We start from the raw sequence: 20,833 nt of genomic DNA, 5'->3' as shown, positions 1-20,833 counted from the left end.
CGCTGCCGGCGCGTTACGAGGTCAGACCTCCTCCATCGCCTCGCCGAGTTCCTCGAGAAGCTTGTTGTGGTGGTTGCTCGCCAGCAGGTGTCCGGCGGCGATCACGACGGCCACCGGCCAGTCGATGAGTTCGAACGCCGCCAGGGCGGCCAACCCCCCGAAGTAGGCCAACTGCTCGGGCCGGGGAATCTGCACCTGGCCGATCGCCGGCAGGTTCACCACAAACGTTTCGCCCTCGCGGATCTTCTCCACCGCATCGCGCTGGGACGTCTGGCGCCGCGACTTCTTTTCCGCCATCATTTGCCTTTCGGTAACGAAGGGTTTCCCGCCTCGCTGGGTCACGCGTACAACGTCGGACCTATGTCGACGATGACAGGCACCGGGGGCGATCCGCTAGTTTCGTCGATTGCTTCGGTGCTCAGGGTGCCGTTACTGGAACTCTATGCGCTGTTGTGGCGCGCCGGGGTGGTCGAGATTCGGAACTCGGAGCGGGAGGCTCGGCGGGATCCGGCGGCGGCTCCGGGTTTGATTTGTCCCGACCCGTCAGCGCACGTGACAGCACGCCGGTCGCGACCGTCGCCGCCGCGGCGGCGCCCAGGCCCTGGGCCCAGCCGAACGGTCCGAGTGGCGTACAGCCGAGCAGCTGGCTGACGCCTGGCGTGCTGATCAGGACCCCCACCAGGCCGAGTGAACCCAGCGCGGTGAGCACCACCAGCGGGGCCTGAGACTCCACCAGCGTCTGGCCCAGTTCGGTCCCCACCAGCGCGACCAGCGCGACGGTCGAGGCGCGTTGCGGACTACTCAGCGGGCCGGACAGGCCCGCCATCGCCCACGCCGCCGTCGTCGCCGCCGCCGTGGTGACGCCGCGGATGGTGACCGCCTGCCACAGCGCGGCCTGATCCGCGCCGCGCAGCCGCGGGTCGATCGGGCCGCTGGGCTTGCTGACCGCGAGCGCGGCGGCCGGCAGGGCGTCGGTCATCGTGTTGACCAGCAGCAGCTGGCGCGTGTTCAGGGGCGACGTGCCGGTGATCGCGCTGCCGATGATCGCGAAGATCACCTCGCCGGCGTTGCCGCCGAGCAGCACCGACACCGCCGACTGCACCCGCCGCCACAGCTGGTGTCCTTCCCGGATGGCCTCCATGAGCGCGTCGATCCTGCCGTCGACCAGCACCACGTCGGCCACCAGGTGCGCCGGGTCGCTGCCATGGGCGACCACGCCGATGCCGACCGTGGCGGACCGGATGGCGGCGGCGTCGTTGGCGCCGTCGCCCACCATCGCCGTCCGCACGTCCGCGTTCTCCAGCGCCTGGACAACCTGGACCTTGTTCTCCGGTGTCATGCGGGCGAAGATCACCCGCTCCGCCGCGACGCGCTCCTGGTCCTTGCGCGACAAGGCCTCCCATTCGGCGCCGCTGATCACCTGATCGGCGGTCACGTTGAGCCCCAGCTCGGCGGCGATGGCCTTGGCGGTGATCGGATGGTCACCGGTGATCAGCTTCACGCCCACCCCGAGGCCGCCGAGGTCGGCGAGCAATTTCGCGGCCTCGGCGCGCGGGGTGTCGGACAGGCCGAGGAAGCCGGTCAACGTCAACCCGCTGGTGCAGTACTCGGCGATGTCATCGGGGTTTTCCGCTATCGCCCGGGCCTGTTGGGCGGTCAGCTCGCGGCGCGCCACCGCGATGACGCGCAGGCCGCCGGCGGCGAGTTCGGCGACCGTGCCTTCCATCGCGCCGGTGTCCCCGCTGGCGGCCAGGACCACTTCGGGCGCGCCCTTGACGGTCAGCTCGGTGCCGGTCACCGAGGCGGAGAAGGACCTGCCGGAGCGGAACGGCAGGTGCGCGGTCGGCGGTGCGGACGCCGAGCCGTCAACGGCCGAACCGGCCTCGACGATGGCGACATCGGTGGCGTGCACCTGGGTGCCGCCGTTGGTCACCGGCGCGGCGTGCACGGCGCAGCGCAGCACCTCCTCGCGCGAGTACCCGGGCGCGGGATGGACCTGCGAGACGCGCAGGCGGTTTTCGCTGAGCGTCCCGGTCTTGTCGAAGCACACCACCTCGATGCGGCCGAGCGCCTCCACCGAGCGCGGAACCCGCACCAGCGCACCGAACTTCGTGAGCCGTCGCGCCGACGACGCCTGGGCCAGCGTGGCCACCAGCGGCATTCCCTCGGGGACGGCGGCGACCGCGATGGCGATGGCGCTGCCGACCGCGTGCTGCAGGGGGAGGCGGCGCAACAGCCCGAGCGCGCCGACCAGCGCGCCGCCGGTGATGCTCACCGGAAGCGCCTTGGTGGTCAGCTGGCCGAGCTGGTGCTGCAGACCGATGTCGGAGGACAGCTCGCCGGAGATGAGGTCGGCGGCGCGGCGCTGCTGGGTGTCGGGCCCGACCGCGGTCACCAGGGCCAGGGCGGTACCGGCCACCACGGTGGTCCCGGCGAACACCATGCAGCGACGCTCGGCGAGCGGCGCGCCGGGCGTCGCCTCGACCTGCTTCTCGACCGACAGCGATTCGCCCGTGAGCGCCGATTCGTCGACCTCGACGTCGACCTCTTCGATGACGCGGGCGTCGGCGGGCACCACCTCGTGCGTGCGCACCTCGATGACGTCGCCCGGCCGCAGTTGCGCGGCGTCGACGAGCGTGTACGTGCGCGCGCCGTCCGGGCCGCCGATGACCTTCCGGGCGGGCGGAGTCTGTTGGGCCAGTAGATAACTCAACCGCTTCTCGGCGCGCAGCCGCTGCGCGGCGGCCAGGATCGAGTTGCCGGTGAGCACGGTGCCGACCAACATCGCGTCGACGGGCGAACCGAGCACGGCGCTGGCGGCCGAGCCGAGCGCCATCACCGGGGTCAGCGGGTCGGACAATTCGGCGCGCACCGCCTTGGCGAGCTGCCACACCGCCTGCGCGGGCGTCTCCGCCAGCCGCAGGGCCGCGGGGGTGCCTCGCTCCGTCGGGACGGGCGCCGCGGAATCCTGCTCGGGCAACGCCTTACGGACCTGCTCGACCGACATCGCGTGCCATTCGTGCGTGGCCGCCGGGCGTGGGGTGTCCGCGCCCAGGACCCCGCGGGCGAGCAGGTATCCCGAGAGCAGACCGGCCGCCGCGCCGACGTTCACCGTTTCGGATCCGAGGTTGCCCCGCACGCCCGGGATCATGAACAGCGACCCCATCGCGGTGGCACCGGCCGAAATCCCGATGCCGCGCTGGGTCGCCGCGGCGGCCGCGGGCAGCGCGTGCAGCACCCGCCAGGCGGCCTGAAGGTCCGGCAACAGCAGGTCAGCGTTCCACAGCGGGGCACCCACGCCGTCCTGCGGCAACACGCCGAGCGCCAGATGCGCCGACGAAATGGCTTGTGCGGCAGTCGACGACAGCACGGCCACGGTGCGGCCGGCCTCCTGCAGGTCGTCCACCGCGGCGGCCAGCGCGTCGTCGATGGACTTGTCGGTCCCGCTCTTCAGCGGCCGGACCTCGTCGAACGCCGGCCGCAACTCGTCGAGCGACTCGTGGTCGACCGTCACCAGTTGCGCCCCGGCGCGGTTGGCCTCGCCGACGACGGCGGAGGCCAGCGGATCGTGGGCCGGCAGGAACAGCGCCTTGACCTGTGCACCGGACCGGCCGCTCGATATGCCGGGCACCTTGCGCCAGCCGGCGCGCAGGCCGCTGTTCTCCAGCATGAGCTGGGCGCGATTCCAGGCCGCGGGTAGCTCGCTGTCGTCCGCGCCGCGGATGCGGGACACCCGCAACGTGTCGGTACACAACACGCGGGGGTCGATGACGATGGTGTCGACCTTGTTCAGCCGGCGCAGGCTTTCGGGCCGCAACGGCAACACCGAATGTCGCTCGGCCAGGCCGCGGCCCAGCGTCGCGGCGAACGCCTCGGGGGTGGTCCGGTTGGCCTTGGGGGTGGTCACCTGCACCGCGGTGGCGGCCATGTTCAGGTTGCGGGTGCCGGCGCCGATCGCGCCGGCGCTGAGCGCCTGAAGGAGGGCGAAGCGACCGGGCGCGCGCTCCATGCCCCTCGACGGCTGCGGCCGCGGCGAGCGGGGGGACAGCGGTTGGTCGGCGTGGCGCGCCAGCTCGGGCTCATGCTGTTCCCAGGCTCGTGCCTCGGCGCGGCACTCGGCGACCTTCAGCGACTGCATCGTCAGCCCCAGCGACAGCGACGTCGGCGACTGGGAGAGCGTCTGGCTGGTCGCCTGCACCAGCGTCATCACGGTGTCGGTGGCGGGGCCGCCGATGCGGTCTTCGAGCCGACGGCGCAGCCAGGGCTGGTAGTCGAAGAACGTGATGCCCGCGGCGATGGTGACCGGCAGCCGGGGTAGCCGCGTGGCCCGGCCGAAGAGCGCGACACCCAGCCCGGCCGCATTGGCGGCCACGGTGACCGCCCTGGTCGCCAGCACCAGGCCGTCGCCCGGCAGGCTCGCCGACGCCTGGCCGGCATCTTGCGTTGTCGGGCAACGGTTTTCGGCTTCCTCGACGACGCGGCAGAGGTCGCTCAGCGAGGTGTCCGGGTCGTCGAGGTCCACGACCACCCGGGACAGGGGACGATTCAGCTTTGCTGACGCCACGCCGGGATGGGCCAGGATCGCCTCGAGCACGGTCGGACCGAGTGGGCCGTCGGCCGCGTCCGCCAGCCCGCGTACCTCGATCCACGCGCGGCCGTTGCCACGCCAGCAATGCCGGCGCAACGTGGCGCGGGAGAGTTCGCCGGACAGCGCCTTGGCCCCCTCGCGCAGGGGGATCGTCGCGACGTCGATACCGGTTTCGATCCCGGCTCGCGCCAGCTCGGTTGTCGCCTGTAGGCCCGCAGAAATCAGTCGCGACGGCAGCGACCGTCGCAGAGACGTTGTGATACTCAAGGGTTCAGTAAGGATTCCGTGTCAGTTGGTGCTGCGCAGCGCGGCGCTGCCGGCGCGGCGGCCGGTGGCCTTCTTGGCCGGTTTACTGGCGGCCGCCCGCTTGGTGGGGGCCTTTTGCGGCGGCGATTTGCGCGTCTGGGGCTCGGGTTCGGGCTTGGTCGGCACCGTCGTCAGCTTTGCCCTGGACGGCGGGGCCGACTCCTTCTGCTGGCGGGCGATCCGCTGCAACACCAGCGCCCCGCCGCCGACCGCGAGCAGCACCGGCCACTCGATCAGGCCGATGGCGCCGAGCGCTCCCAGGCCCACCGCGGCGGCCGTCGTCGATTTGCTGCCCTTGCTGATGCCCTGCTGAATGCCGTCCGCGGCGCCCTTGATGCCGCCGACGACACCGTTCACCGCCGCTCCGCCGACCGCGCCGGCAGTGGAGGTGGTGACCGATGCCGCACGATTCAGTGTTCGCCCCACGCTGCGAACCGCTCCGTCGACGACACCCATGTTGACTCCCTGGCCCAATTTCGTATTCATGCAATTCGCGTTCGCTGTTTTCATGTATACCGTGGATCGCACAGTTGAGGGGATCTACGGAATTGCGCTGCCAGTTAGCCTACGCCGGGTCGCGGCGTCAGTCGACGCGCAGATCGACGAGCACGGGCGCGTGATCGCTGGCGGCCTTGCCTTTGCGTTCCTCGCGGTCGATCCGCGCGTCGGTCACGCGACTCGCCAATGCCGGTGAGCCCAGGATGAAGTCGATGCGCATGCCCTGCCGCTTCGGGAACCGCAGCCGGGTGTAGTCCCAGTACGTGTAGACGCCGGGCCCCGGCGCGAAAGGCCGTACCAGGTCGGTGAATTGCGCCTCGACGATCGCGTTGAACGCGCGGCGCTCCGGTGCGGAGACGTGCGTGGCGCCGGCATAGAACTCCATGCTCCACACGTCGTCGTCCTGCGGAGCGATATTCCAGTCGCCGGCCAGCGCGATCGCGGCGCCGGGGTCGTCGCGCAACCATCCTTCCGCCGAATCACGCAGCGCGGCAAGCCAATCGAGCTTGTACGCGTAGTGCGGGTCGCCCAGCGCGCGGCCGTTGGGAACGTAGAGGCTCCACAACCGCACGCCGCCGCAGGTGGCGGCCAGTGCGCGGGCCTCCGCGACGGCGGCGACCTCCGGCTTGCCGCTCCAGGTCGGCTGGCCGTCGAATCCGATCTGCACGTCCTCGAGGCCGACGCGGGACGCGATCGCCACGCCGTTCCACTGGTTGAAACCGACGTGGGCGACCTCGTAGCCGAGTTCGAAGAACGGCAGGGTCGGGAACTGGCTGTCGGAACACTTGGTCTCCTGCATGGCCAGCACGTCGACGTCCGTGCGGGCCAGCCAGTCGAGGACGCGCGGCAGCCGGGAGCGGATCGAATTGACGTTCCAGGTGGCGAGCCGCATTTCAGGCGCCCTGCCGGACCGGGAAGTAGCGGCGGTGGTGGTGCAGCCGGAAGCCCAGCCACCCGGTGTCGGCCTCGGCGTCGGGGACGGCGACGTAGCCGCGCGCCGCGCCGCGACCGGCGCCCCACGCCAACAACGCTTCGCACAAGGCCGTCGCGGCCCGGTCGTCGCCGCGGATCGCCGACAGCCCGACCCAGCGCGCGCCGTCGGGGGCGTCGGTCACCGCGGCACGCGCGACCGCCGCGCCGCCCAGTGTCCCGAACATGAGCTCGCCGTTGCCCACCGCGGTGAGCACGTCGACGTCGACCTCGGGCCCGAAAATCGACAGCCAGGCATCGTCGGGGCGCGCCGAGAGGCCGGCGGACGGGTCGGGTTCGCGCGCGGCCGTTTCCGACACGTCGCGCACCAGCACGCTTTCGGGCTGTTCGCCCGTCGAACCGGTCGGCACCGACAACAACCGATCGGGTATCGCCAGCCGCGGTGTCAGGCCGCGGCGCTCGTACCAGTCCACGATCGCCGGTACGGTACCCAGGCGAGCCGAAAGATCCAGCGGCACCGCCGAATTCGCGGGCAGCTCGGTGCCCTTGCCGGTTGGGGAGCCGGCCCGCAGCAGCCAGCCCTCAAGCCAGGCGTGTTCGACGCCGGGCCAGGCCATCGCCGCCGCGTGCTCGAGCGCGCGGATGTCGGAGGTGCGCACCGGGGCGAAGGTCAGCACCCGCAGCATCACCACATCGGCGGGCGAACATTCGACGACCGCGCCCGTTTTGGTCTGCAGCCGCACTACCGGGTCGACCGCCAGCAGGTGTCCCACCGCGTCGGTCAACGGCGGTACCGATCCTTCGGCGAGCCGGTAACGAACCATCACCCGCGTTCCCAGGGCCGGCCACGAGATCATCAGTGACCGAACGGGTCCGGTCCCTCGCCGGGCATCCAGGAGAGGCCGGGGACGCCCCAGTTGTGGGATTTGACGGCGCGTTTCGCGCTGCGGGCATGCCGGCCGACGAGGCGATCCAGATACAGGAAGCCGTCGAGGTGTCCGGTCTCGTGCTGCAGCATGCGGGCGAACAGGTCGTTGCCCTCGAGGGTGACCGGGTTGCCGTCGGCGTCCAGCCCGGTGACCCGCGCCCACTTCGCCCGGCCGGTGGGGAACGACTCGCCGGGGACGGACAGGCAGCCCTCGTCGTCGTTGTCCGGGTCGGGCATGGTCTCGGGTACCTCGGAGGTTTCCAGGACCGGATTGACGACGACGCCGCGCCGGCGCTCGGTGCGCCCGCGTTCGTCGGCGCAGTCGTAGACGAAGACCCGCAAGCCGACCCCGATCTGGTTGGCCGCCAGGCCGACCCCGTGCGCGGCGTCCATGGTGTCGTACAGGTCGGCGATCAACGCCGGCAGCTCGGCGGGCAGCGAACCGTCGGCAGCGACGGGCACCGGTTTCGTCGGGGTATGCAGGACGGGATCTCCCACAATGCGGATCGGAACGACTGCCATGGTCGGCTAAGCTACCGCACGCCCGTGGGCTGCTCAGCCGCCGATCTTCGGGGTGGGCAATTAGGCCAATCGGCCGACTCGCGGGTCTGGATGACGGCTTGAGGGTTTGGGGCGTGTTTCAATATTCGCCGAAACACGCCCTTAGCTAAGTCAAGTCATTCGAGCAGTTCGGAATTCGCCGAAAGGGTCCAGGGGAAGCAATATGGACAGCGCCATGGCGCGGGCAAATCGATCGGGGGACGATTCTGAGGTCGCCGATGGCCTTACCCGCCGCGAACACGACATCCTGGCCTTCGAACGCCAGTGGTGGAAGTTCGCCGGTGTGAAGGAAGACGCCATCAAGGAGTTGTTCTCGATGTCGGCGACGCGGTACTACCAGGTGCTCAACGCGCTCGTTGACCGGCCTGAGGCGCTGGCGGCCGATCCGATGCTGGTGAAACGGCTGCGCCGGCTGCGCGCCAGCAGGCAGAAGGCACGGGCGGCGCGGCGTCTCGGCTTCGAGGTGACCTGACTCGTTACAGTAGGGCTCGATGAAAGAACGAGTTCCCGACTCCACTGGGCTGCCCTTGCGGGCCATGGTGATGGTGCTGTTGTTCCTCGGCGTCATCTTCCTGCTGCTCGGCTGGCAGGCGCTGGGCACCTCCGGGAGCTCTGACGACGATTCGGCGTCGCCGGTACCGAGCGCGACCGCCACCGCGTCGGCCACGTCGACGAGCAACAAGCCGGCCGCCACCCAGGCCGAGGTGCAGGTGTACAACATCTCCACCAAAGAGGGCGTCGCCGCGCGCACCGGAGACCAGCTGACGTCCGCCGGCTTCAAGGTCACCAAGGTCGACAACATGACCGTGCCCGACGTCTCGGCCACCACGGTCTACTACACCGACGCCGACGACGAACACGCCACCGCCGACGCGATCGGCAAGAAGCTGGGCGCCCCCGTCGAACCGCGCATTCCCGCGCTGAGCGGGGAGCCGCCGGGTGTCATCGTCCTCGTCGCGGGCTAGATAAGCGATAGGCTGCTGGCTATGCCTAAGCTGCCCCCCTCCCTGGTTCTGGCCGGTTGCGCCGCGCTGCTGGGCGCCTGCTCGACGCCGCAGTACGCGTCGTCCGTCCCGGGCACCACGCCCGCGATCTGGACGGGATCGCCGTCGCCGTCGGGCGCCAAGGCCGCAGAGGCGGGGCCGGCGGAGGTGCCCACCGTCACCACGCACCTGAAGGCACCGGACGGCACCCAGGTCGCGATCGCCAAGTTCGAATTCAACAACGGCTACGCGACGGTCACCATCGAGACGACCGCCAACGGCGTACTCGCGCCCGGCTTTCACGGCGTCCACATCCACAAGGTGGGCAAGTGCGAGCCCAACTCGGTCGCCCCGAACGGCGGTGCGCCCGGCGACTTCCTGTCCGCCGGTGGGCACTTCCAGGTGCCCGGACACGCCACCGAACCCGCCAGCGGGGACCTGACCTCCCTGCAGGTGCGCAAAGACGGTTCCGGGACGTTGGTGACCACCACCGATGCCTTCGCCATGGAGGACCTGCTCACCGGGCAGAAGACCGCGATCATCATTCACGCCGACGCGGACAACTTCGCCAACATCCCCGCCGAGCGCTACAACCAGACCAACGGCACGCCGGGCCCCGACGAGACGACGAAGAGCACCGGTGACGCCGGCAAGCGGGTGGCATGCGGTGTCATCGGTGCCGGCTAAAAGGCGTGACGCGCGCATCGATTTCGCCCGTTCGTCACGGCCGACCATCGGGGTGGAGTGGGAGTTCGCGCTCGTCGACGCGCAGACCCGCGACCTGAGCAACGAAGCCACCGCGGTGATCGCCGAGATCGGCGAAAACCCGCGTGTGCACAAGGAATTGCTGCGCAACACCGTCGAGGTCGTCACCGGCATCTGCCAAACCGCGGGCGAAGCGATGGAGGACCTGCGGCAGACCCTGGGCCCGGCGCGACGCATCGTGCGGGATCGGGGCATGGAGCTCTTCTGCGCCGGCGCACATCCGTTCGCGCAGTGGACCACCCAGAAGCTCACCGCCGGCGCGCGCTACGCCGAGCTGATCAAGCGCACCCAGTGGTGGGGACGGCAGATGCTGATCTGGGGTGTGCACGTGCACGTCGGGATCTCCTCGCCGAACAAGGTGATGCCGATCATGACGTCGCTGCTGAACTACTACCCGCACCTGTTGGCGCTGTCGGCGTCCTCACCGTGGTGGACCGGCGTGGACACCGGGTACGCCAGCAACCGGGCGATGATGTTTCAGCAGCTGCCCACCGCCGGGCTGCCGTTTCAGTTCCAGACCTGGTCGGAGTTCGAGGGATTCGTCTACGACCAGAAGAAGACCGGCATCATCGACCACGTCGACGAAGTCCGTTGGGACATCAGGCCTTCCCCGCACCTGGGCACGCTCGAGATGCGGATCTGCGACGGCGTGTCCAACCTGCGGGAGCTGGGCGCGCTGGTCGCTCTCACGCATTGCCTGGTGGTCGATTTGGACCGCAGGCTCGAAGCCGACGAGTCGTTGCCCAGCATGCCGCCGTGGCACAACCAGGAGAACAAATGGCGCGCGGCGCGCTACGGCCTGGACGCGGTGATCATCCTGGACGCCGACAGCAACGAGCGATTGGTCACCGAGGATCTCGACGACGTGCTGAACCGGCTGGAGCCGGTCGCGAAGAAGTTGAACTGCGTCGACGAGCTCGCCGCGGTGGCCGAGATACCCCGGCAGGGCGCCTCCTACCAGCGCCAGCGCCGGGTGGCCGAGGAACATGACGGCGACCTGCGCGCGGTCGTCGACGCCCTGGTGTCCGAGCTGGAAATCTGATGATGGAATCCCTTGAGCTGGCGATGTTTCCGCTCGAGTCGGCGCTGCTGCCCGACCAGGACCTGCCGCTGCGGATCTTCGAGCCCCGTTACGGGGCGCTGGTGCGGCATTGCGTGGACGCGGGCGACCCGTTCGGGGTGGTGCTGATCGCGCGGGGGCGCGAGGTGGGCGGCGGTGATGAGCGTTGCGACGTCGGCGTGCTGTCGCGGATCACCGAATGCGTCGACCAGGGCGCCGGCCTGTACGCGCTGCGCTGCCGGACCGGCGAACGGATCCGGGTGCGCGAATGGCTGCCCGACGATCCCTATCCGCGGGCGCGGATCACGCTATGGCCCGACGAGCCGGGACCCGAGGTCTCGCCGGCCCAGTTGCTCGACGTCGAAGACCGCGCGGTGGCCCTGTTCGAGCGGATCGCGCAGGCGCGCGGGATCACCCTGCCCGGCCGCGAGGTGCTGTTGGGCCACGACCCCCAGGCCCCGGCGGGGGAGCGCCTGTTCGCGTTGGCCTCGCGCATCCCGATCGGCACGGCCGACCGCTACACGGTGCTGGCGGCCCCAACGGCCGCCGAGCGCCTCGCCGCGCTGAGCGAAGCCGTGGACGCGGTCGCCGAGGTGGTCGAGTTTCAGCTCTCCGAATAGAACTGCGCGACAGGAGCTTACGATGAAGGTTCACCTGCAGGTGGACGGTTCACCGGCGGGTGCGGCGGCCAGCGCCGCCGACATAGCCGCGACGGGCGCGGATGGCCTGTTCACGTTCGAAGGCCAGCACGACGTCTTCTTCCCGCTGCTCCTCGCCGCCGGCACGACCGGCCTGGACCTCATGACCAACGTGGCGATCGCGCCGCCGCGCAGCCCGTTGCACCTGGCGCACTCGGCCTACGACCTGCAGTGCTATAGCGGCGGGCGGTTCCGCCTCGGCCTCGGCTCCCAGATCAAGGTGCACATCGAAAAGCGTTATGGCAGTAAATGGGACAAGCCCGCGGCCCGTATGGCCGAGGCCATCGCCGCGATCAAGGCGATCTTCGCCGCGTGGGAAAACCAGGGCCGCTTGGACTTTCGCGGCGAGTTCTACACGCACACCGTGATGGCGCCCAACTTCAACCCCGGGCCCAACCCGTTCGGCCCGCCGCCGGTGCTGCTGGGCGCGCTGGGCCCGGTGATGACCCGCACCGCCGCCGAGGTCGCCGACGGATTGTTGGTGATGCCGTTCAACAGCGCCCGCCATTTCGCCGAACGCACCGTGCCCGCGATTGCCGAGGGGCTGCGCCGTTCGGGCCGGGCGTTCGGTGAGTTCACCGTCATCGCCCAGGCCATGGTTGCCGTCGGCCGCGACGAGGCGGATCTGGCGGCCGCGGTCAACGGGGTGGCGTCCCTCATCGCGTTTTACGGCTCGACGCCGGCCTACCTGCCGGTGCTGCAGGTCGAGGGCTGGGACGATGTCCAGCCCGAGCTCAACGCCCTGTCCAAGCAGGGCCGCTTCGCCGAGATGCGCCGGCTGGTCAGCGACGAGATGGTGGCCCGGATCGGGATCGTCGGAACGCCCGAGGAATGCGCGCGGCAGATCGCCGGCCGGTTCGGCGAGCACGCGGGGGAGGTGTGCTGTTACTTCCCCGGCTACACGCCGCGCGACGCCGACATCGCCGACCTGATCGGGGCCCTGCACCGGGCGCCGGCCCTGCCATGAGCGATGACCTGACGGTCGAAATCGACTCGGGCGTCGCGGTACTCACGCTCAACCGCCCCGAACAGCTCAACGCCTACACCGCCGAGATGGGCGCCCTGCTGAGCCGCGCGTACCGGGAGTGCGACGAGGACGACGACGTGCGGGCCATCGTGGTGACCGGGGCGGGGCGCGCCTTTTGCGCCGGCGCCGACTTCTCCGGTGACGCAAGCCCTTTCGATGCGCCCGCCGCTGACGGCACGTTCTCGGCGTCGCCGATCACCCCGGCGGCCTTCGAATTGCGCAAACCGGTGATTGCCGCGGTCAACGGCCACGCCATCGGAATCGGCCTCACGATCGCGTTACAGGCAGACATCCGGATCCTGGCCGAGGACGCCAAATACGGTGTGGTGCAGGTACGGCGGGGCGTGATCCCCGACTGCATGGCGCATTGGACGCTGGCCCAGTTGACCACCCTGGGGGTGGCCGCCGACATCCTGCTCACCGGCCGGACGTTCGGCGGGGCCGAGGCCGTGACGCTCGGGATCGCCAACCGGGCCCTGCCCGGCGAGCGGGTCCTCGACGACGCGCTGACGGTGGCCCGCGACATCGCGCTCAACGTGGCGCCGATGTCGGCCGCGCTGTGTAAACGCCTGCTGTGGGACAGCGCGATCCATCACTACACGCCACGGCAGGTCGCCGCGCTGGAGACCCGGTTGCACGAGCGGGTGATGGGCGGCGCCGACGCCGCTGAGGGCGTCGCCGCCTTCCTGGACCACCGCGCACCGAATTTCACCGCCCGGGTTTCCCGGGATTGGGTACCGCTTCCCGAACCGTGACCGAGTCATCGTGCGGTGCAAAGCCTTTCGGAGAGCTCCCACAGTTGCGCCGCGCGCCGCTCGTCGCGAGCGTGCGGCGCTGCCTCACCGATCCCGCAGTCCTCCAGGTAGTCCCCGCCGCGGCCGGCGAGGTCGGGGCTTACCGCGGCCCATACCTGCGTCGCCGCACCGTGTTCGGGCATGACGAAATCGAGGAAGCCGTCGGAGGGCTCGCGGCTGTTTTCGGCGACGAGGCTGCGCAGCGCGGAGAAGTCCGAGCGCGACATGTACCGCGCGAGCGCGGTCGCCACGGTGCCCGGATGCACGGCGTAGGCGCGGATTCCCGCGTCGCGCAGGCGCCGGTCGGCTTCGATCGCATGCAGGACGTTCGCCGTCTTGGAGGCGCCGTAGGCGGCGAACTTGTCGTATTCGCGACGCTCCCAGTTGGGGTCGTCGACGTCGACGTCACCCATCACGTGGCCACCGGACGACAGGATCACCACCCGGGCGGCGCCGGCGGCGGTGAGCTGGGGGATCAGCAGCCGGGTGAGCTCGAAATGCCCGAAATGGTTTGTCCCGATTTGCAGTTCGAAGCCGTCCCGGGTCCGGCCAAAGGGTGTGAACATCACGCCGGCGTTGTTCATCAACACGTCGACGACCGGCGTGATGCCGGCGACCGCGCTCGCCGCCGCCCGCACGCTGGACAGGTCGGTGAGGTCGAGCGATACCGTCGACGTCCGGGCAGCCGGAACCTCGGACGCGATCCACCGGGCCGTCTCCGCCAGCGCATCGGGGTTGCGGGCGGCCAGGATGACGTGCGCGCCCCCGGCGGCCAGCGCCCGGGCCGACTCGCGGCCCAGTCCCGACGACGCGCCGGTGATCACACATGTCTTGCCGGACAAATCGATTCCCTCGACGATCTGCAGGGCCGTTGGATGCTCGGTCATGCGGACCAACCTATCGCCGCGGCCGGTTCGCGGCTGCAAAGTCCTTACCGCCGGTGACTGGCGGCGCGGGCACGGGAGCCGGAGACTGGCATGACGAAAAGGAGTGCACATGTCTGACGGCCCAGATCAACCCGCCGACGCGGCCGATCCGGTTGCGGGCGCCGACACGGAATGGCGCTCGGCGCTTGCCACATTCGGGCCCCATCACGAGTCAACCTTGACCGCGCTGCTCGCGCTGGCGTCCGCGCGCTGGACCGCCGGGGACAGCCTCGGTGCCGTCCACGATGCCGGGCCAGGTGCTGGCCGTCAGGCGCGAAACACTCGGAGACGAACATCCCTCCACCCTTGGCGTGGCGGGGCTGGTCGCGATTTGGCGCTACCACCGCGGCGAAGAGGGCAGCGTCGATGAGCTGCGCGAGCTCGTCCCGGTGATGACCCGGGTACTCGGCGCCGAGCAAGCGGACACGTTGTGGGTTACCCACGCTTTGGCGACCGCCGAGGATGTCGGCGCTGATCCCGCCGCCCGGCTGCTGCGCTGGGTGCAGTTGTGCGGCGCCGAGACTCGGGTATTCGGCCCCCGTAACGAATTGACCTTGGCGGCCGCCTTCGGGGTGGCCCAAGCGCGCCACGACCTCGGGGACCCCTTCGGCGCCAGCACCGACGCGTTGATCGTCGTCGGCTACCGCCGGCGTCTGCTTGGCGAACATCATCCCCACACGCTGGCCGCGCAACTGTCGCGGCTGACGTGGCTGGGGGAGGCCGAGGGTATCAACGATCACACCCTCAACGAGTTCGACGAGCTGATCGTGGCCCTGCAGAACACGCTCGGCCACGACCACGAGCACACGCTGATCGCGCGCTACAACCGCGCTGTCTGGACACCGGAGACTGCCGACGAGGTCGAGCGAGTTTCCGAATGGGAGGTCCTGGCCGAGGATCTCGCGCGCGTTCTCGGCGAGCAGCATTCCGTGACGGTCGAGGCTGCCCAGAGACTCGGCGCCGCCCGCGCCGAATGGGAGGACAGCGTCAACGAGACCCGCAACATTGCTTTCGATCTCTTCGTCGACGCCGAATCCGAAGACCGCGAAATCGATGTCATGCCCGGGCGGGATTGGATGGCCCCGGGCAATCTCGACGACGACGCCGTGGCCAAAGTCGCCGAAGACGCCGACGAACAACGCTCCGATCGCGTGGATCTCATGGAACACGCGGTGGAGGTGAAAAGGGCGCTCGCCCGCAGCGCCCGCAGGCTGGGCAACGATCACATCGAAACGTTGCAATGGAGGTACTACCTCGCCTGGTGGCTATGGAACGGCCACGAATTCGACCCGGCCGCGGCGCGCACCCGAAAGCTCATCGATGACGGTGGACGTGTGCTCGGTGAAGATCACCCACTCATCGATGCGACGCGGACCCTCGACCACCACATCACCAACCGCGTCTGGGGTGGGTTGAGCCCGTTCTGGGATGGGAGCGCGCTGGTGTGAGAGCTGGAATCCGACGGTGGTCGGCTTCGGTCTCGGCCAATGACTTCAGCGTGAGCAACTGCTTGCGCATCATCAGCAGGTCACCCAGCGCCAGGGCCTGAGCGAGGAGCCGAGGCCCGGCGAACAACACGCGCGCATGCAGCCGCGAGCCCTCCCCTTCGGGGCGGATCGCATACGTGACGGCCACACCCTTGGATTGCAACGTGATCTGCCGACCGTCGAGAAACGACCGCAAGACGAAGATGGTCATGAATCGCTGCCCGACCGCAAGGCGCGTCAGCTCGGGGTCGCGCCGGCGGGGGCTGCGGCGCCCGAGGTTATCGAGGCTGTCGTAGCTGTAAGGCGCCACGCGCAACTGGCACAGCCAACCGAACACGATCGAGGGGGGCGCGGCGACGCTGATCGCGCGGTCGGCCCGGACGCCGGCCGAGGGCAGGACGCCGTCGCCGGGCAGCGGTGTCGTTCGCTCCCAGGGCCTGACCCCCCACGTCAGGCCCGGCGTCACGGGACCGGAGTCCTGCGTGAATGAACCCTTGCCGCAACGCGTTTCAGCGTCCACCTTACGGCGACGCGGTGCGCGCCGGTGCCGATGACGAGCGCCCGATACGCCTTCCCGTGGATGCCCGGGAACGCGGCCCAGGTCGCCGCGCGCAGCCGGGTGCGGGCGGCGCCGTCGAGTTCGTCGAGCTCGAAGACCCACCGGTAGACCGCGAACCAATGGCGGCCCTTCAGCGCGAACCGCGCCGGCGCGCGCGCTTCGTCCAGGACGAAGCCGACCGGCACGGTCGTCGCGTCATGCGGGTCGCGGCACATCACCCGCAGCAGCGCCGACCACGTGTCTGCGCGGTTCGCGTCGAGGGTTATGGCATGCTCGTCGATATAGGGTAATCGTTCCATATAGAAGGACTGTACTAGATCATGGCGCCTCCGCGGAAGCATGAAACCGATGTGATCCTCGACGCCGCCCGGGCGCTGGTGCTCGACGGCGGACCGCGCGCGGCCAGCGTCGCCGCCATCGCGAAAACCAGTGGAGCGCCGGCGGGCACGCTGTATCACCGGTTCGGCAACCGCGACGGCGTCCTGACGGCGGCGTGGCTGCGGGCGCTGGAACGCTTTCAGGCGCGGGCGCTGGCCGCCGAGGGGGACACGCCGGCGGACACGGCCGTGGCGATGGCGGTGGCGGCCGTCGGCTTCGCGCGCGCCCTGCCCGAGGACGCCCGGCTGTTGTTGACGATCCGCCCGGGCGACCTGCTCGACGAGGAGCCCGACGCGGCATTCCGGCAGACGCTCACCGCGATGAACGCCCCGCTGACCGAGCGGATCGCGGTGTTGGCGCGGCAGCTGTACGGGAACGCCAGGCCGCGCTCCGTCGACGCCGTCGCGCGGGCGGTCGCCGACCTGCCCTACGCGGTGGTGCGCCGCCACGCCCACGACGATCCGATGCCGTCCTGGCTCGAAAAGGACGTCGCCGCCTCGGCGTTGGCCGTGCTAAACAGCTTTGGCGAACGCCCGTAGGGACTCGACCTGCGCGGGATCCAGTGAGGGGCGGACGGTTTCGCGCGCCGCCGCGAGATCGGCGGCCGTCACGTCGGTGGCATCGAGGGATCGGCGCATGGCCGTGAGGGCGGCCTCCCGCAGCAGCGCCACGCAGTCGGCGGCGCTGTAGCCGTCGAGCCCGGCGGCCACCTCGTCGAGGTCGACATCGGCGCTCAGCGGAACCGATTTGCCCGCGGTGCGCAGGATGTCGCGGCGGGCGGCGGCATCGGGGGGTTCGACGAAGACCAGCCGCTCCAGCCGGCCGGGACGCAGCAGCGCGGGGTCGATGAGATCCGGGCGGTTGGTGGCGCCCAGGACGACGACGTCGCGCAGCGGATCGACGCCGTCGAGCTCGGTCAGCAGCGCGGCCACCACCCGGTCGGTGACGCCCGAGTCGAAGCTCTGCCCGCGCCGCGGCGCCAGCGCGTCGACCTCGTCGAGGAAGACCAGCGAGGGCGCCGAGTCCCGGGCGCGCCGAAACAGTTCGCGCACAGCCTTTTCCGAACTGCCCACCCACTTGTCCATCAGCTCGGAGCCCTTGACCGCGTGCACGGACAGCTGCCCGGTGCTGGCCAGCGCGCGCACGACGAAGGTCTTGCCGCAGCCGGGCGGGCCGTACAGCAGCACGCCGCGCGGCGGGTCGACGCCGAGCCGGGCGAAGGTGTCGGGATGCTGCAGCGGCCACAACACGGCCTCGGTCAGCGCTTGGCGGGCCTCGGCCATGTCGCCGACGTCGTCGAGGGTGATGTCGCCGACGCTGACTTCTTCACTGGCCGAGCGGGACAGCGGCCTGATGACGCTCAGCGCGCCGATCAGGTCCTCCTGGCTGAGCTCGGGGGGCCGGCCGTCGGCACTGGCCCGCGACGCCGCGCGCAGCGCCGCCTCGCGCACCAGCGCGGCCAGGTCGGCGACGACGAAACCCGGTGTGCGTGAGGCGATCTCGTCGAGATCCAGGCCGCCGGCGGGGACGTTTTTGAGCAGCGATTCCAGCAGCGCTTTGCGGGTGGCGGCGTCGGGCAGCGGCAGGCCCAGCTCGCGGTCACACAGGTCGGGGGCCCGCAGGCGGGCGTCGAGTTGGTCGGGTCGCGCGGAGGTGGCGATCAGGGCGACGCCGTCGCTGGCCACCGCGGTGCGCAGCTCGCCCAGGATCAGCGAGGCCACCGGGTCGGCGGCGGCCGGCAGCAGGGCGTCGACGTCAGTGATCAGCAGCACGCCACCGCCGTCGCGCACCGTCTGCACCGCCGAGGCCACCGCCTTGAGCCGGTCTTCGGCGGCCAGCGCGCCGACCTCCGGGCCGTCCAGCGTGACCAGCCGGCGATCGCCGCAGACCGCGCGGACCAGCGTCACCTTGCCCACCCCGGCCGGGCCGGACACCAGCACCCCGAGGTTGGTGCCGGCGCCCAGGGTCTTGAGCAGGTGCGGTTCGTCGAGCGCAAGCTTGAGCCATTCGACGAGCTTGGCGGCCTGCGGCTGGGTGCCCTTGAGCTCCTCGACGACCATCTCCGGCCGGGCGACTTCGACCGATACCCGCGACGACGTCATCGCGCCGGACGCGACATCGCCGGTGCCCCAGGTGACGAGCGAGTTGGGCTGCACGCTGACCGGCCCCACGGGGTCGACACCCGTGACGGTCAACAGCTCCGAGGTCCAGCTGATGCCCACGGCCGTGGCCAGCGCCCGGGTGGCGGCCGAGGTGGACGTGCCGGGTCCCAGGTCGCGGGGCAGCAGCGACACGGCGTCGCCCACCATGACCACCTTGCCGAGCAGGGCCTGGCGCAGCGTGTCCGGCGTGATCGACTGGCTGGCCAGCGTCGAGCCGGACAACGTCACCGACCGCGCGCCGTAGACCGTGACCGCGCCGACGACCACCGCGGACCCCTCCCGCAGTCCCGCGTTGGACAGCGTCACGTCGTCGAGCAACACGGTGCCGACCGGCGTGCCCGGGCCGGCCAGGCCCGCGACCGCCGCCGTGGTCCGCGACCCGATCAGCGACACCGCGTCCCACTCACGAATCCCCAGTGCGGCAACCGCGCTCGGATGCAACCGGACGACGCCGCGGCGGGAGTCGACGGCCGAGGTGTTCAGCCGAGCCGTCAAAGTGAGCTGACGGGACGCGGGATTGATGGCTCCGCTCCTCAGCGGCCCGGAGCGGCCCGCATCGTCGCCGGAGCCGCCGGCCGTCACGGCACCCGCCTGCCCGGCTTTCGCAGGCCCAGCCGCGCGACCGATCGACGGTTGGGCTGCGCCCGGCGGATCGCGCGGCGGGTGGCGCGACGCTGCTTGGGTTCGTCGTCCCACGCCTCGGGGTGGGCGGCCAGCCAGCGCTGGTTGCGGATGGCGAACGGCACGTGGCACAGGTAGGCGATGATGATCACCCAGATCAAAACGTAGGGCGCCAGCACCGCCGCGGCCGCGCAGATCGCCAGGATCGCCAGCAGCGGGGCGGCCCAACTCGGCGGCACCGCGACCGCGTGCATCTTGCGCATCGGGATCTTGCTGACCATCAGGATCGAGGTCCCCGTGATCCAGATGCACAGGAACAGCGGCGAGGTCCACCAGCCGTCACCGAACTGCAGCTTGAGCCCGATCAGGCCGATCATCGAGATCGCCCCTGCCGGCGCGGGCATGCCGACGAAGAATTCGTGCGTGTAGGCGGGTTGGCTGCCGTCGTCCTGCAACGCGTTGAACCGCGCCAGCCGCAACACGACGCAGACGGCGTAGAGCAGGATCACGACCCAGCCCGCCGGAGAGTTGGTCAGCAGCGTCACATAGAGCACGATCGCCGGGGTCACGCCGAAGTTCACCGCGTCGGCCAGTGAGTCGATCTCCTCGCCCATCCGCGACTGGGCGTCCAGGATGCGCGCCACCCGCCCGTCCAGACCGTCGAGGATGGCCGCCGCCGCGATCAACGCCATCGCGGCCTTGGGCTGGTGTTCGAGGGCGAACCGGATCGAGGTCAATCCCGCGCACACCGAGAGCACCGTCATCGCGCTGGGCAGGATCTGCAGGTTGACCGCCCGGCCGCGCGGCTTGCTGATCATGGCAGCTCGGCCAGCACGGTCTCGCCGGCGATCGCGCGCTGGCCGACTTTCACCAGCGGTTCGCAGCCGGCCGGCAGGTAGGTATCGAGCCGGGAGCCGAACCGGATCAGCCCGTAGGTGTCGCCGATCGACAGCTTGTCCCCGACGTGCGCGTCGCAGATGATCCGCCGCGCCAGCAGCCCCGCGACCTGAACCGCGACCACGTCGGCACCGCCCGGGGTGCGGATGACCAGGCTGGTCCGCTCGTTCTCGGTGCTGGCGGCGGCCAGGTCGGCCGACCCGAAGCGGCCCGGCCGGTGCTGCACGGCGATCACCTCGCCGCTGACCGGTGCGCGCTGCACATGGGCGTCCAGCAGTGACAGGAAGATGCTGACCCGCGGCAGCGCCGCGTCGCCCATGCTCAATTCGGCGGGCGGGGTGGCGAAGTCGATCACGCAGATCTCGCCGTCGGCGGGGGCGACGACGGCCCCGGGTCGGGTGGGCGGCACCCGTGGGGGATGCCGGAAGAACCCCGCGCAGGCCCCCGCGGCCAGCAGGCCCGCCCGTCGCACCCAGCGGTGACGGCGGCCGGCCAGGGCCAGCACCAGCCCGGCGCCGATGAACGGGCGCCCGGCCGGGTGCACCGGCGGGACGGCGGAGCGCACCAGCTCCAGCGCGTGTTGGGGGCTGAAGCCCGGGTCCGAAGCCGTGGGGCCGATAGTGCGGGGGCGTCGTGCCACGCGGCCATCTTACGGAGCCCGCGGT

21 protein-coding genes are annotated in these 20,833 nt (G+C 70.6%); 9 read left to right on the top strand and 12 right to left on the bottom strand.

The genetic code is table 11. The features are described 5' to 3' along the window. Positions 1 to 21 precede the first annotated feature (21 nt). The 6 genes from W7U_RS18940 to W7U_RS18915 all read right to left on the bottom strand — a co-directional run bounded on the left by W7U_RS18940 (position 22) and on the right by W7U_RS18915 (position 7,772). The gene (locus W7U_RS18940) at positions 22 to 297 is read right to left on the bottom strand and encodes a hypothetical protein (protein ID WP_008261377.1); all 276 of its coding nucleotides are present in this window, start codon (positions 295 to 297) and stop codon (positions 22 to 24) included. A 121-nt stretch (positions 298 to 418) separates the two neighbouring features. Beyond that, complete coding sequence (locus tag W7U_RS18935) at positions 419 to 4,837, bottom strand: cation-translocating P-type ATPase (protein ID WP_231504904.1); 4,419 nt, start codon at positions 4,835 to 4,837, stop codon at positions 419 to 421. A gap of 39 nt (positions 4,838 to 4,876) precedes the next feature. Continuing rightward, entirely contained in the window at positions 4,877 to 5,350 is a 474-nt protein-coding gene (locus W7U_RS18930) for a hypothetical protein (RefSeq protein WP_008261371.1), read from the bottom strand. Between the two features lie 127 nt (positions 5,351 to 5,477). Further along, a complete protein-coding gene (locus W7U_RS18925; RefSeq protein WP_008261368.1) occupies positions 5,478 to 6,284 on the bottom strand; it encodes an exodeoxyribonuclease III in 807 nt (268 codons plus the stop codon). 1 nt (position 6,285) lies between these two features. After that, the gene (locus tag W7U_RS18920; protein WP_008261366.1) at positions 6,286 to 7,179 is read right to left on the bottom strand and encodes a hypothetical protein; all 894 of its coding nucleotides are present in this window, start codon (positions 7,177 to 7,179) and stop codon (positions 6,286 to 6,288) included. Beyond that, positions 7,179 to 7,772, bottom strand: coding sequence for a peptide deformylase (locus tag W7U_RS18915; RefSeq protein ID WP_008261364.1), 594 nt, complete (start codon positions 7,770 to 7,772; stop codon positions 7,179 to 7,181). The genes W7U_RS18920 and W7U_RS18915 overlap by 1 nt, the downstream gene beginning before the upstream one ends. Positions 7,773 to 7,974: 202 nt before the next feature. Between W7U_RS18915 and W7U_RS18910 the strand changes: the two genes are divergently transcribed. Genes W7U_RS18910 through W7U_RS18880 form a run of 7 tightly spaced genes read left to right on the top strand, consistent with a single transcriptional unit; the run spans position 7,975 to position 13,099 of the window. Beyond that, on the top strand, positions 7,975 to 8,283 hold the full coding sequence (locus tag W7U_RS18910) for a DUF3263 domain-containing protein (RefSeq protein ID WP_008261362.1): 309 nt from the start codon (positions 7,975 to 7,977) through the stop codon (positions 8,281 to 8,283). Between the two features lie 19 nt (positions 8,284 to 8,302). Further along, the gene (locus tag W7U_RS18905) at positions 8,303 to 8,776 is read left to right on the top strand and encodes a LytR C-terminal domain-containing protein (RefSeq protein WP_050989397.1); all 474 of its coding nucleotides are present in this window, start codon (positions 8,303 to 8,305) and stop codon (positions 8,774 to 8,776) included. Positions 8,777 to 8,797: 21 nt separating this feature from the next. Next, a complete protein-coding gene (locus W7U_RS18900; RefSeq protein WP_008261360.1) occupies positions 8,798 to 9,481 on the top strand; it encodes a superoxide dismutase family protein in 684 nt (227 codons plus the stop codon). Beyond that, positions 9,471 to 10,601, top strand: a complete 1,131-nt coding sequence (locus W7U_RS18895) for a glutamate--cysteine ligase (RefSeq protein ID WP_008261359.1) — start codon at positions 9,471 to 9,473, stop codon at positions 10,599 to 10,601. The genes W7U_RS18900 and W7U_RS18895 overlap by 11 nt, the downstream gene beginning before the upstream one ends. Next, a complete protein-coding gene (locus W7U_RS18890; RefSeq protein WP_008261358.1) occupies positions 10,601 to 11,239 on the top strand; it encodes an LON peptidase substrate-binding domain-containing protein in 639 nt (212 codons plus the stop codon). Before W7U_RS18895 ends, W7U_RS18890 begins: the two co-directional genes overlap by 1 nt. A 22-nt stretch (positions 11,240 to 11,261) precedes the next feature. Then, a complete protein-coding gene (locus tag W7U_RS18885) occupies positions 11,262 to 12,284 on the top strand; it encodes a TIGR03617 family F420-dependent LLM class oxidoreductase (protein WP_008261357.1) in 1,023 nt (340 codons plus the stop codon). Beyond that, the gene (locus tag W7U_RS18880) at positions 12,281 to 13,099 is read left to right on the top strand and encodes an enoyl-CoA hydratase-related protein (protein ID WP_008261356.1); all 819 of its coding nucleotides are present in this window, start codon (positions 12,281 to 12,283) and stop codon (positions 13,097 to 13,099) included. The genes W7U_RS18885 and W7U_RS18880 overlap by 4 nt, the downstream gene beginning before the upstream one ends. Before the next feature lie 5 nt (positions 13,100 to 13,104). On the opposite strand, the gene W7U_RS18875 is transcribed toward W7U_RS18880, so the two are convergent. Then, entirely contained in the window at positions 13,105 to 14,025 is a 921-nt protein-coding gene (locus W7U_RS18875) for an SDR family NAD(P)-dependent oxidoreductase (RefSeq protein WP_008261350.1), read from the bottom strand. A 272-nt stretch (positions 14,026 to 14,297) separates the two neighbouring features. On the opposite strand from W7U_RS18875, the gene W7U_RS18870 reads away from it, so the two are divergent. Then, positions 14,298 to 15,512, top strand: coding sequence for a hypothetical protein (locus W7U_RS18870; RefSeq protein ID WP_020823657.1), 1,215 nt, complete (start codon positions 14,298 to 14,300; stop codon positions 15,510 to 15,512). On the opposite strand, the gene W7U_RS18865 is transcribed toward W7U_RS18870, so the two are convergent. Both W7U_RS18865 and W7U_RS18860 read right to left on the bottom strand, forming a co-directional pair. Then, positions 15,454 to 16,017, bottom strand: a complete 564-nt coding sequence (locus tag W7U_RS18865) for a hypothetical protein (RefSeq protein ID WP_008261346.1) — start codon at positions 16,015 to 16,017, stop codon at positions 15,454 to 15,456. The two genes, W7U_RS18870 and W7U_RS18865, sit on opposite strands and share 59 nt — an antisense overlap. After that, positions 16,014 to 16,409 carry a hypothetical protein gene (locus tag W7U_RS18860; RefSeq protein WP_008261344.1) on the bottom strand — a complete coding sequence of 132 codons (396 nt, stop codon included), beginning with the start codon at positions 16,407 to 16,409 and terminating at the stop codon, positions 16,014 to 16,016. Before W7U_RS18860 ends, W7U_RS18865 begins: the two co-directional genes overlap by 4 nt. 21 nt (positions 16,410 to 16,430) lie before the next feature. Between W7U_RS18860 and W7U_RS18855 the strand changes: the two genes are divergently transcribed. After that, positions 16,431 to 17,027: a TetR/AcrR family transcriptional regulator gene (locus tag W7U_RS18855; RefSeq protein WP_008261342.1), complete on the top strand. Its 597-nt coding sequence runs from the start codon at positions 16,431 to 16,433 to the stop codon at positions 17,025 to 17,027. Here the strand turns inward: W7U_RS18855 and W7U_RS18850 are convergent. The 3 genes from W7U_RS18850 to W7U_RS18840 are packed head-to-tail and all read right to left on the bottom strand — an operon-like array spanning position 17,001 to position 20,808. Beyond that, complete coding sequence (locus W7U_RS18850) at positions 17,001 to 19,172, bottom strand: AAA family ATPase (RefSeq protein WP_036429626.1); 2,172 nt, start codon at positions 19,170 to 19,172, stop codon at positions 17,001 to 17,003. The genes W7U_RS18855 and W7U_RS18850 overlap by 27 nt on opposite strands. 56 nt (positions 19,173 to 19,228) lie before the next feature. Beyond that, positions 19,229 to 20,089 carry a CDP-diacylglycerol--serine O-phosphatidyltransferase gene (pssA, locus tag W7U_RS18845; RefSeq protein ID WP_008261338.1) on the bottom strand — a complete coding sequence of 287 codons (861 nt, stop codon included), beginning with the start codon at positions 20,087 to 20,089 and terminating at the stop codon, positions 19,229 to 19,231. Next, positions 20,086 to 20,808, bottom strand: a complete 723-nt coding sequence (locus W7U_RS18840) for a phosphatidylserine decarboxylase (protein WP_008261336.1) — start codon at positions 20,806 to 20,808, stop codon at positions 20,086 to 20,088. The genes pssA and W7U_RS18840 overlap by 4 nt, the downstream gene beginning before the upstream one ends. Between the last annotated feature and the right edge of the window lie 25 nt (positions 20,809 to 20,833).

This window comes from Mycobacterium sp. H4Y (assembly GCF_000364405.1).
GTDB lineage: Bacteria > Actinomycetota > Actinomycetes > Mycobacteriales > Mycobacteriaceae > Mycobacterium > Mycobacterium intracellulare.
Note: the sequence above shows the minus strand (reverse complement) of the source record. Positions and strands in the feature narration are given on the sequence as shown.